Source organism: Mucilaginibacter polytrichastri (assembly GCF_001911425.1).
GTDB lineage: Bacteria > Bacteroidota > Bacteroidia > Sphingobacteriales > Sphingobacteriaceae > Mucilaginibacter > Mucilaginibacter polytrichastri.
In genome coordinates this window covers 16,273-28,470 of record NZ_MPPL01000001.1, presented here as the reverse complement: position 1 = coordinate 28,470, position 12,198 = coordinate 16,273, and the positions used below count along the sequence as shown (strand labels likewise).

Genomic DNA, 12,198 nt, shown 5'->3' with positions numbered 1-12,198 from the left:
TTATTCGCTTAAAAGTTCATTTAAACGGGTAAGGTATTTTTCCATCGCCAGCTTGTTTTCAAACAATTCTTTGCCATCTGTCTTCGGAACGATATCAGAGATCATATCCTTGGAAATATAAACACTTTTACGAAATGAAGGGTTAAAAGCTGAAAAATTGCTTTTCCCCAGATTCTGATGCTGTAATATCTCGAAGGTCTTATGAATGGCACGTTCTGCTTTTTCAAACGAGATCTTCAAGCCCTTTAACAGGTCTTTCAGAATCACAACTGGAATGTTGTTCGCATATATTTTATCCTCAACTATTTCTCGGATCATTTCTACAGGTAAAGAAGAGGATTCCGCAAGCAAGTCTTCAGAAATTGAAGACTGCACCATCCGCTCCTGGATCAATTGGCCCAGCGACATATTGAGCAGGACATCCCGCAATTTTTTCATAAGTTGAGTTTCGCGTCCCTGATCAATCTCGTCGTCAGGCGATAACGTAAGTACGTAGCTGATCTCTCGTTCAGCAATATGATCATCAGCCTCCTTTGCACTCTCCAGATAGTATATCCTCAAGGCTTCATCCGTAATATCAATGCGGTTGTTCATGGCTTATAGTTGTTTTTCAATTAATTTATCAATCAGTTTCTTCTTAGCACGGTGATGAGTCACTTTAAGTTGCTTATTCTCAACCCCAAGGAAAGCGGATATTTCGTCGTAACTGTAATTTTGCGCACGTAAAAGCAAAATATCCTTGTCCAGCGGGTCTAATGTTTCCAATGCCTCATTCAAATGGAGCAATTCCGGGCTGTCAATAAACTCTGATTTATAATAATCAGTAAATGAAAGCTGATTAATATGCTTGTTAATTTCACTGGAATCTGCTTCCTCACCCATCAAATCGACATACGCTAATTCATGCTCACTGTTGCAGCGGTTTTTCCTGAAATATTGCCGAAGAAAATTAGTCAGAACCTTATATAGAAAGTTGTCAAAATGCTGCTTAGATTCAAACTCATAATGAGCCAGTTTAAGGATCAGTGTTTCCAACGTCTTATAAATAACTTCCCAGGACTCATCTTCAGATAAATGCCAATTATGGACACAATAGGTATAGAATTTTTTACCGTATGTATCATACAATTCCTCAAGTCCTTTGGGGTCTTGATTGATGATCAATTGCATTATGTCTTTGTAGTCTATCATAGCTCTTACTTATATATATGCAATCAGGTTACCGAAAAGGTAGCTGATCAAATAAAGATACAATTTCAACCCGTTAAATGGTTTCTTTAGGTTGTTTTGAGCAGTAAAACACGAATAAGCCCTATCTTTAAACCTTGTTATGGATGAAGCAAAAAATAAAGAATTAGTCCTGGCCGGAAAATATATCAACCAAACCGGCCGAAATATTTTTTTAACAGGGAAAGCCGGAACGGGAAAAACTACTTTTTTACGCAATCTTCAAACGATTACGAAGAAAAAGTTCCTTATTACAGCGTATACCGGTATAGCCGCACTCAACGCGGGCGGGGTTACTCTTAATTCTCTTTTCAATCTGCCTAACGCCCTTTTTTTACCGGGAGAGGATATTCACGCGTTACAGGCGAATGTTGCCTTACAAACACATATCCTAAAAAACACAAATTACAACACCTCCAAACTCGAGTTGCTGAAGAACTTAGAACTATTGGTTATCGATGAGGTTTCTGTCGTAAGGGCGGATCTTCTGGACATGATCGATCTATTACTTAAACAGATCCGAAATGTCCCGGAACGTGCATTCGGAGGCGTTCAAGTGTTATTTATCGGTGATTTGTTTCAGCTTTCCCCGGTGTTGACCGGCAACGAAGAGGCGGCTTTCTCAGCCTGTTATTTCTCTCGCTATTTTTTTGATGCACATGTCATTCGACAGTCTAAGGTGATTTATATCGAACTGTCAACCATCTATCGTCAAAAAGACCCTTATTTTATCGGGCTGCTTAATAAAATAAGACATAATGAAATCGAACAACAAAATCTCGATGAACTGAATAGAAAAGTTATTGACCCTAACAGCATCCGGCAAAATCAATTGATTACGCTGACTTCCCACGTTCGCAAAGTGGAGGAAATTAATGCAAGAAACTTGGCGGAATTACCGGGCGAGATGTTTACTTACCCTGCGCAGGTCATCGGTAAATTTGACAGCAAAAACTTTCCGGGCGAGGCCGAACTAAAAATAAAGGTCGGTGCGCGGGTGATGGTAACCAAAAACGATACAGACGGTAGGCAAAGGTTCTACAATGGAAAGATTGGCAATGTTTATCAGATTTCAGATAACGCTATAGCAGTAGTTTTCAATGAATTTGACGAGCCGGTTTTGATCCAGAAAGAGTCTTGGAAAAACTTATCATATGGTTATGTTGATGAAAAAACAATTGTCAGCACTCTGGGCGAATTGAAACAGTTTCCGCTCCGGCTGGCCTGGGCGGTAACTATTCATAAAAGCCAGGGCTTATCATTTGATGAGGCCGTCATCGATGCCGCCGAATCGTTTTCAGAGGGACAGGTTTATGTCGCCTTAAGCCGCTTGACAAATTTCGAAGGATTGTTTTTATCCTCGCCCATTTCAGCGGAAACCCTTAAACCAAGCGAAATTGTCCTCAACTTTGTGATGCAATGCCAGTCAGAAGCTAGTCCGGAATCATCGTTGGACCAGGAAAGCCGGAACTACGTATTCAATCTACTGATTAGTGCTTTCAGCTGGAATTCCCTTTCCGCTTATCTTCATAATACAGCCAAGCAAATTGATTCCTGGCGAATAACGGCAAAATTCGACAAGCTTTTAAAGATAGAAGAGTTATGCGGGATAGTTGAACAACAACAGCAAACTTCTTTAAAACTTGTCCGCCTTTTAACAGAGCAGGTTTCAAAATCAACGGTTGATTTTAAATATATTACGGAAAGAGTAATGGCTGCCCGTGTGTATTTCGACGGTATCATTGAAAAAGATCTGACACCTTTGGCACATGCCATTTTTTCAACAGCTGTTGAAGATAAAGACCAAAAAGAGTTCCAGGAAGCCAATATAAAAATAATGGACCTGCTTAAACATAAGCAAATGGACCTGGAAATAACTCAAAGTCTTGCCTCTGGCATGATGAATGGATTGAGCCCGGAGGATCTGTTTTTTAATTATAATCAGTTAAAAAAACCGTTGAACAGCATGCCAACAGCCACCGTTTCAAATACCCGGAACAGGCCAAACAACAAACAAGCGACACAGCAAAAAACCTATGAATATTTCCGCACAGGCGCGTCGCTTCAAGAAATTGCCGAAAAACGGCAGTTGGCACTACATGTTGTTGAAAACCACATTACCGAACTGATCAAAACAGGAATGATAAAATTGGAGGAGATTTTACCACCAGAAAAGATCATTAACCTGCTAACACTGATACCACATGGAAACGTTGACATTAACGAACTGAAAATTAAGGCTGGGAACAAGTATAGTTTTTTTGAATTGAGGGCCGCTATAAATCATGTCCATAGAGTAACTGATCAATCTGCGTAATATGAGCTCTGCCAAGGACAAATCGAATCTTTTAAAACTTTACCTAAAGCTTCCGGTAAAACCATTAGCACATTGATTTCGTGAATATCAGCATACCAAATCGACATTCCCATGTTTTGCTGCATATTTTTACCACTCTTCTTACTTAAAATTGATTAAAATATCAACACCATTAATCTTTGCTGTTATGGTGAATCACTTTTAATTAATAGCAAAAAATCAGTATTTTGCCACAAATCGTTAATCCTATGCCTTATTTTCATTACACCATCCAAAAAAACAGTATATCTTCCATAAACGGCGTTATCCCGAAATTACCAGATGGATTTCATCTGTATGAAACAAGTTTTGGTGCTGGCGACATTTACTATAAAAGCAACGGCGCTGAGATTAGCGAGGTTGTTTGCAATAATGATCTCGGTCAATCAAAAAGCAATCAAGAGGTCTCTTCATTTCTTTCTAGTTTGAATTTTTCCTGATTTAAATACTTATCATGAAACTTTTTAAATTAGCTCTAAGACATTCTTTAAACGTCCCCAAATTTGAGCAGGCTGTACATACAGATCAATTGAATAATCGAAAAGGATATGATCCAGGTTTTCTAAGTGCCCGGCTGCCATTGCCATTGATAGCCTCAACTGACATGGATAAAGTTGCAAGCGTGTTAAAAAATGCCGGCCCGAATGGTGACAAAGTGTTGGATTATACCCATTTCAGTGTATCATTTAATAAGGATGCACGCCTGCCGTTTTTCAGCGCCGTCAATATGTATGGCAAAACCAACCTTTTAGGCATGGTGCACGATGAACGCGGTAGCGATTCTTGGTATGCCGACGAACGCATCATCACCGGTGAAAACACGTTGCAGTATGGAAATGCAGATTACCTGCATTCAGGCTTGGCTAAAGGACATTTGGTACGTTATTACGATCCGGCCTGGGGGACTGCCGAAGAGCAGAAAATTGCCATAGGAGATACTTTCCACTATACGAATTGCTGTCCGCAAATCCCGTATTTCAATGGTATAGTTTGGAATTATTTAGAGGACTATTGTGCCGCGAGAAATATTTTTCAGGATAATAAGATTACCCTGTTTTCCGGCCCTATATTCAATAAAGCACAATACATCAATGGCTTGTTGGTGCCGATGAATTTTTGGAAAATCCTCGTTTTCGAAAATGCAGGAAATCTGAAAGCACTTGGTTTCCTTATGAGTCAGGAGCCATATCTGGATAATCTTAAAACTCAAAAAGGGCCTTTACTGGAAATACTTAAAACGGTAAAACCAACACTTACAAGAGCAGCTATTGAGCGGCTATTTCAAAAAAAAGAGCTTTTGGCGGCGCAGATCAAAATAAGTCTGATCGAGGAAAAAACGGGGCTTCGTTTTGGATTGAACGATGCTGATGATTATAAGGGGAAAAGCCAATATGCCGCACGCACAATCAACAAGCCGTTGAATCGAGTCTTGAAGTTTGAAGAATTTCGTCAACAGATGGATACCTTCGAATGGGGCACATTTCTTCGAGGACTTTGATCATGCAAATCGACCCTATATGTAAACTTTAATTTAAAGGACAACCATGAAAATAAATCACATAATACTTTATACCGACAAATCAACAACAGTCGGCTTTCGCGGTCGCACTTCCGGACCGAGCCTGTCAAAACTCAGCAAAAAAATGGACAAGTTCGTTGTCGCCCCTGAGATAAAAGTCGCAGTAGAACAATTGGAAGGCGACCAGGTCAGACGAATTCAGGATAGGAATAGGGAAGTACTGGCCATAGCTCCTGCGATGCCACTTAAATTGATAAAACCATTTCGTGGGACTGAAAGTACAAGGCCCGAAAGTCAGCCGCTATGGAATATCAAAGCTATTGGCGCAGATACTAGCCCATATCAAGGCGCAGGCGTAAGGATATGTATCTTAGATACCGGAATTGACAGAAGTCATCCTGCTTTTGCGGGTATTCGTATAACGGAAAAAGATTTTACAGGAGAAGGTAACGGCGATACGGAAGGCCATGGAACGCATTGTGCAGGGGTAGCTTTTGGACGAGATGTTTCCGGGTATCGTATAGGAGTAGCAAGGGAAGCGGATAATGTATTGATCGGAAAAGTACTCGGCAAAAACGCGGGCGGAAGTGACATGCTGGTCAATGCCGTCCAATGGGCGGTAAAAGAAGGTGCCAATATTATTTCTATGTCCTTAGGTATGGACTTCCCAGGTTTTGTCGAAGAGCTTGAGCTCGCAGGTATGCATAAAGAGGCGGCGATTTCCTTTGCATTGGAAGGCTACCGCAAAAACGTACTACTGTTTGAAAGCCTGGCTAATCTTGTAACCACACAGGCGCATGCAGAGGCATCACAGCCGGTTACGATTATCGCCGCGGCTGGCAATGAGAGCGCACGCCCCGACTATAAAATTGCTGTTAGCCCACCGGCTGTTTCCCGACAGATTATTTCCGTGGGGGCGCTCGGATGGAATGGCAAAGGTTTATATGTTGCACCATTTTCAAATACGGGGGTGATGTTATCTGGTCCGGGAATGGATATTCTTTCAGCGGAAGCTAACTCAACCGGACTCATCTCTCTAAACGGTACCAGCATGGCTACCCCACACGTCGCCGGGATAGCTGCAATGTGGGCAGAAAAATTAATGAAGAAGAACCAATTCCATACTAATATGCTTCATTCAAATTTAATGGTATCCTGTGACGACGAGCTTTTAAGCGGAGAAATGTCTGAAGATTACGGAAGCGGGATGATTAAAGCGCCTGTAAATTAATTTGACAGCTACCTGCCCGTAAATATAAATGGCGCCCAGTTGAATGGTTCGTATTCGGGGTTTTTAATCAGGGCTTTCATGGCATACTGCATTGAACGAATTTTAGACAACTTCCTGTTGCGAAACGATTCGTAAAAATATTTAAAAAATTGTCTTGTCGATTTATCTTCCACTTTCCATAATGTCGTAATTACCGCAGACGCCCCGGCTGTCAGCGCGGCTGCGGGAAATCCGATTATTTCGTCTGTGGTTACCTCAATTGCAGTTATTCCTGTTTGACAACCACTTAACACGAGTAGTTCTAAATCGTTCCTGATCAGCATTAGCTCGCTGGCCGAAATACTTTCCAATCCCGCTAAGAGAAGGTGCTGATCTAGGCCCTTAACAGGCTTAGCTTCTGCATGACCGGCGAAATGTACGACAGATGAGTTAGCCAATTCCTTGATGAATGTGTCTTTATCCACTCCGTTACGGAGATAACAGTCACTATCAAGTAAAGTACTCACATAGATTGCCTCATCTTCAGAAAACTGCAGGTCCTCCCGCGAATTTCCAAAGACCGCGAATTTTACTGCTACCTTTCCTTCTTTCGCCTTCGATTTATTTTGAAGATGATATAAGATAGATAAGGCCGGTAAATAAGCTACGGGGTTACGTTGGATCAGGTATTCGCCCTGACCAACATCGATCATATGGAATGGTAATTGATGCAAAAAACCATGCGGAATTATATATAGCAGATCGTCACGGTCGCTATGATTGAGGATATGTTGAATTAATGGTAAAGCGATGGTCATATTTTCGTTGGCTATCGGATCATTTATCAAAGCGGTTACGGCCCGGCCGATTTCATCGGATTGAACAGCTAATGTAAAATATTTGGGACCGCTCCACTCTGGCCTTATCAGAAAAAGAATAATGGTCTGATCAAGAATAAAGAATTCACAAAACATCATCTTTTCGGTAGAGAAATCTAACTGATATGCCACCAGCATCTTTCTCAATTCTTCAAATCCCGGTACATAAGCCATATCCACAGGCGCGAATATGTCACTCGTTCTCCAAAGTTCTGTTTGCAGCCGTCTGCTTTTATTTCGCTCCACCCATTCAAGAGCAAGATCTGCGCGCTTTCTGCCGTAATAAGCAGCCTTAAAAGCCCCTGTAAAAACTTTATTGAAATCTGCGGGGAGGCCAGAAAATCCATCAACATGTGTAAACTGTTCATCGTATTTTGACAGGACGATCTGCTGAAGCCCTTTTAGATAATCGACAACATTAGCGGCACGTAAAAAACAAGTCTGTGCTCTTTCATAATTAAGCTCTGCTAGTTCCCCCACAGTATACAAAGATGCATATTCTGCGATAGACTGCGCCTCCAAGAGTGTACTTTTCCACGAAAAGCGATGCCCATTTATCTGAATGAAGTCCTGCGCGGATTTTGCAAAATCGGTAGCGGCCTCCAATAGTAAGGACGGAATACGGTTAGTCCTCGCCACTTCAAATTTGAGAAGTCCGATATGCGATAACACGAATGCAGAATTGATCCTGAGGTTATTGGAATGATAAAATTCACGCGCCTGATCCAGGCAGTTTAGGGCTTTATCAAATTGCCTTTCATTAAAATAATAGTTGCCCAGTTGCTGTATCGCATTGAACTTTTCAATGCGCGCTTTTAGCGTTTGCACGTGAGCAAATGAATCATGGGCTTTCCGGAAAGTATCTTCGATCTCATTAGCCCCAACTAAAAGGGGGGCTATTTTTTTTTGCTGGGAAAGGTGCAGCGCCAGCTCACGAAAATATTTCCCTAATGAAATATAGTCTTTTAATTCAAATGCAATGTCGATCGCTTTCAAAGCCGCATTCTTTGCAGCGACAGGGTCAACTGAGAAAAGCGCGTTGCTGTAGTTGAATAAGGCGTCGCTCAAAAAACTACTTGGTGATGAACCCTGATAATAGTCAACAATGGCTTCAAAGTGCTCAAGTGCCTCCGTCTTTCCCGCGCCCTGGCTAAGCGCATTCGCCAGCAGAGCCCTGAGTTGCGGAGCAATGCGGCTATCTTTGTATTTATTTAAATAAAATCTGCCGAGTCGCACAGCTTCCCGTTCCGGCTTAGCCATGAATGCATGGTGAATCTCCATGATAGCCTGTATCGCTCCGGTCATTTCCAGTTCGATATGGGTATCCACTTTGGCACTTTCCCGATACGCATTGTCGGCTTCTTCTGCCTGGCCCCTCCGCTCATACCAGTCTGCCATTTTTTTCCAAGCCGACTGGCGGTTACTGAACTCCCCATATTTATCATATAATTCGATCGAATTGAACAAAAATGGCATGCCTTTTTCGTAACCGTATTCCAATAATAGCACTCCCCACTCAAATTTGACATCAGCTTCCCCCAACGGATGACCCGCTATTAGGAATTGACGGATAAGTTCATTAATGCGTTGGTCATTTTTGTTCTGATCTACGAAACAACCTGTATCAAAAGCAGCTTGGTTTTCAAGGATTAAAAGTGATAGTTGAACCGTTGTCGTAAAGTATAAATTGTCAGGATGGGCGCTGATCGGTAACAACTGTTGCAAACACAGGATTGCCTTCGGGATATCGGCGATATTATTGCTACTGTAAAGAAGCGCTATGGATTTTATTGCTGAACCGTATTCTATTAGATCGTCACTTCTTAAATAGGTATCTGCTGCAACTTGCATGAGTGTTATAGCATGATTTATCGCGTTTTGTGGCCAACTGCCAACTGCCATTGCAAATGATATGACGCGACTTTGCAAATAGCATGTTAAGGCTTTCAAAGTCTGATCTTCTGTGCATTCATTTTCGCCGAGGCTTTCAAATACTTCTTTGAAATTATTCCTTTCTGTAACAAAAAGTTCAAGAAAAATATTCCATGCCTGAAATATAGGATAGAGACCATGATCCGAAGGCATTACAGGGATTAACTTCTTACAATGCCTGCTGGCACTAACAAATTTCCCTGATTCCGCTAATGCCCGGAAATGATAGAGCTGAGAATGAAAATATTGATGATCGTTTATTGCTAGGCCCGAAGTGATCTTTAGGATAAGTTTGTACTGCTTTCGTTTAAGTAAAATGGCAAGGTCAGGCAGCTTGACGTTCACTGGATGCATTGTATTCGTTTAAATCAAATTTACTGATAAATTCCTGCGAATATTCTAAATTGCTACTATAAACCTATCAATTCGCATGTTATCACTTAGACCCAACCAAATCACGCAAATTCATTACTTGCTCATCACCGAAAAAGATAATTTATTTATCCCTTTCATTCCTCCAATGGAGCTCGAAGGGCCGGCACTCGACTTTATACGATGCTTGCCAAAGGATATCCTGCAAATAGACAACCCGGTAAATTTCTTCGAAAATGCTTATCGTCTGAGAAATGACAACCCTTACCGGTTAAATGTACTCTATCACTCAAGCCTCATTCCGTACCTGGAAAATAGTCGCAGGAACATTATCCGGCTTTACATGATCAACACAAATATTCTTGAACTTGATAGCGTTTTAAATACCCTTATGGATGCTCATCAGCCCTTAAGCTATTACTTTTTTTTTAATAAAAAAGATGACCAGCCGCTCGGTCTTGACCATGAAGTAAGTGACCCAGGAGAATTTTTGCGGATGCTTTATGCAGAACATCAGCATATCCTCGAACTAATTGGGGCTCCTGATATTATTTTTCACCCACACGTGGACGTCTACTCCCGGGATTTTTATGATTTCCCCATATTTGTGCCTGCACAAAATAATTATCATTTGCTTAATTCGATTATTGGAAACTTTAAATACGGGCCCGGGACTATTGAGAAAAGTAAAGAAGAAATTAAAGCGGAACATGAGCGCGAGTTCATCGAAGCGCAAAAAGCCCCTTACTCATTTGGGCGCCTTAAAACGTTGATCCGATCAACGAGGAAGATTGATAAATTCTTTGAGTTGATGCGTGAGCATAACATTATCAAACCAGTTCATGAGATAGAAACCATGTATTCACCCCTCGTGATCATCGCTCCTTACCAAAATCCCGATCTCGTGAAATTGGACCGAAGTCCGGCTTCGGCTGAATTTGATCCGGAGCTAATTAATCTCCTCACGTCTATGGATTTTGAGCAGACGCAGAATTATATTAACTCTCTTCCACCGATGACCGAAACATCAATGCGTATGGTGATGCAGGTTACTCTTCAAAAAATTAAATATCTTGATTCATTGGGCGCTCTTCATGCCTCATTTGCCTATTCTCCCGTCATCCGCCTGCCGTTTCAAGGCAAAACACTGAACCAAACCTTATCGGCTTTCGACGCCTCCCAAATCGACCAGTATGCTGATCATGAAACGCGTAAAATACTCAAAGAGACCATTTCTAAATTTGGAAGTCAGCTAGCTGAACGCACATTATCTCCGGGATTAAAGGCTAAATTACTTGTGGAAAATCGTCAGATTGTGGCCATTACCGACCTCCCGATAGAATGGTTAGAAACAGACGGAGTGCCGCTGTCTTTCACCCATGATATCTGCAGACTTCCTGAAACCGCACTTCACGGTTTAATGAGTTCCTTTGCTGCCAACGAGCATTTCATTTACACTGTGCCCAAAGATATCCTGAAAAAGACACTTGTTATTTTTGGTAGTAATGAGATGGAGTTACTGCCATGGCGTTACCAAGTCAAAGAGTTAGCCAAAACGCATGAATTTGTTACTGAAGTATGTCTGTCCGTGGCCGCAGCGGTAAAAGCATTTAGAAAACATAAACCGGATCTGCTTATTTTCGATTGTCACGGAGGTTATAACTCTGAAAACAAAACATCATTTCTAATGCTGGGTGACGAGCAACTTACCGGCCCACTTGTAGTCCTTCACGACATCAGTGCTCCTTTGGTGTTCCTATGCGCCTGCAACACTGCACCTACCTATGGCACTATCAATACGATTGCCAATGCATTTTTCGAGAACCATTGCTTATCTGTCACTACAACTTACCTGCCAATTGCTATTGATTCCAGCAGTACTCTTTATCTTCGGTTATTAAATAATCTCAGACTTGCAGCGACGGACCCAATACATCCGAACTGGCTCAGCTTTTTATCACATATGATCAGGACGTCTTATATCTCTGACACATTCCGGCAATCACTCGACCTTAAACCTGATGGTGGCATTTACGGACGTAATATGCAAGCACAGGCCAATGCATATAACAGAAGTATGCTGTTTCATCAACGACGCAAAATTTATTCGGAAGAGGCTGACAAACATCCAAATGAACAACAAGTAATTCCAGAATATCTTTTTTACAGCAACCTCGGCCGCAGTGATCTGATCCATTTTGGTATATATATGGAGCGTTTTAACGAGTTAAATAATATAAAAGGTCATACCCATTAACGGGACCAGCCAATAATTTTCTAATTACTTGGTTTCGCCGTATTAGGACATTGCGATAAAGAAATAGTCACAAAAATTTGTCTGCTATCTAAATGTAGTGGGTTTGTTAAGATTCAACAGCAGATAACCATTTGTTATCCTGTTAACAGCAGGATTCTCCCATCTGTAACCGATTGAAAACAAAAAAATTACGTACTATATTTTAAAACTGTGGCACATTTGTGGCACAATAACCAACATCGCGTCAATTACATAAGGACATCCGATACGTCCAGGAAACAGATTATAGATCCGACTAACATGGCAACAGTTGTAAATCCGAATTTACTAGCATAGTAATCCACCTAAAAAAACTTCGGATAGCTTGAGCTTAAAACAGAGGGTATTTTTACTTTTGTATCCATGGCATCCCAACTTGTTTCGTTCCTACAACAACACCAGGCAATC

Annotated in this window: 7 protein-coding genes; 4 read left to right on the top strand and 3 right to left on the bottom strand. The window is 41.3% G+C overall.

Annotation, left to right across the window (positions count from 1 at the left end):
- Together RG47T_RS00110 and RG47T_RS00105 are read right to left on the bottom strand one after the other, a co-directional pair.
- Positions 1 to 594: a hypothetical protein gene (locus tag RG47T_RS00110; RefSeq protein WP_008504755.1), complete on the bottom strand. Its 594-nt coding sequence runs from the start codon at positions 592 to 594 to the stop codon at positions 1 to 3.
- Positions 595 to 597: 3 nt separating this feature from the next.
- A complete protein-coding gene (locus RG47T_RS00105; protein ID WP_074487303.1) occupies positions 598 to 1,191 on the bottom strand; it encodes an RNA polymerase sigma factor in 594 nt (197 codons plus the stop codon).
- Positions 1,192 to 1,330: 139 nt separating this feature from the next.
- On the opposite strand from RG47T_RS00105, the gene RG47T_RS00100 reads away from it, so the two are divergent.
- The 3 genes from RG47T_RS00100 to RG47T_RS00085 all read left to right on the top strand — a co-directional run bounded on the left by RG47T_RS00100 (position 1,331) and on the right by RG47T_RS00085 (position 6,333).
- Positions 1,331 to 3,544, top strand: a complete 2,214-nt coding sequence (locus RG47T_RS00100; RefSeq protein WP_074487302.1) for a helix-turn-helix domain-containing protein — start codon at positions 1,331 to 1,333, stop codon at positions 3,542 to 3,544.
- A 493-nt stretch (positions 3,545 to 4,037) separates the two neighbouring features.
- A complete protein-coding gene (locus RG47T_RS00090; RefSeq protein ID WP_074487300.1) occupies positions 4,038 to 5,081 on the top strand; it encodes a DNA/RNA non-specific endonuclease in 1,044 nt (347 codons plus the stop codon).
- Positions 5,082 to 5,127: 46 nt separating this feature from the next.
- Positions 5,128 to 6,333: a S8 family peptidase gene (locus RG47T_RS00085; RefSeq protein WP_074487299.1), complete on the top strand. Its 1,206-nt coding sequence runs from the start codon at positions 5,128 to 5,130 to the stop codon at positions 6,331 to 6,333.
- A gap of 8 nt (positions 6,334 to 6,341) precedes the next feature.
- Here RG47T_RS00085 and RG47T_RS00080 read toward each other — a convergent pair whose 3' ends face one another.
- On the bottom strand, positions 6,342 to 9,476 hold the full coding sequence (locus RG47T_RS00080; protein ID WP_074487298.1) for a CHAT domain-containing protein: 3,135 nt from the start codon (positions 9,474 to 9,476) through the stop codon (positions 6,342 to 6,344).
- Between the two features lie 76 nt (positions 9,477 to 9,552).
- Here RG47T_RS00080 and RG47T_RS00075 point away from each other — a divergent pair, with 76 nt between their 5' ends.
- On the top strand, positions 9,553 to 11,751 hold the full coding sequence (locus RG47T_RS00075; RefSeq protein WP_074487297.1) for a hypothetical protein: 2,199 nt from the start codon (positions 9,553 to 9,555) through the stop codon (positions 11,749 to 11,751).
- Positions 11,752 to 12,198: the final 447 nt, after the last annotated feature.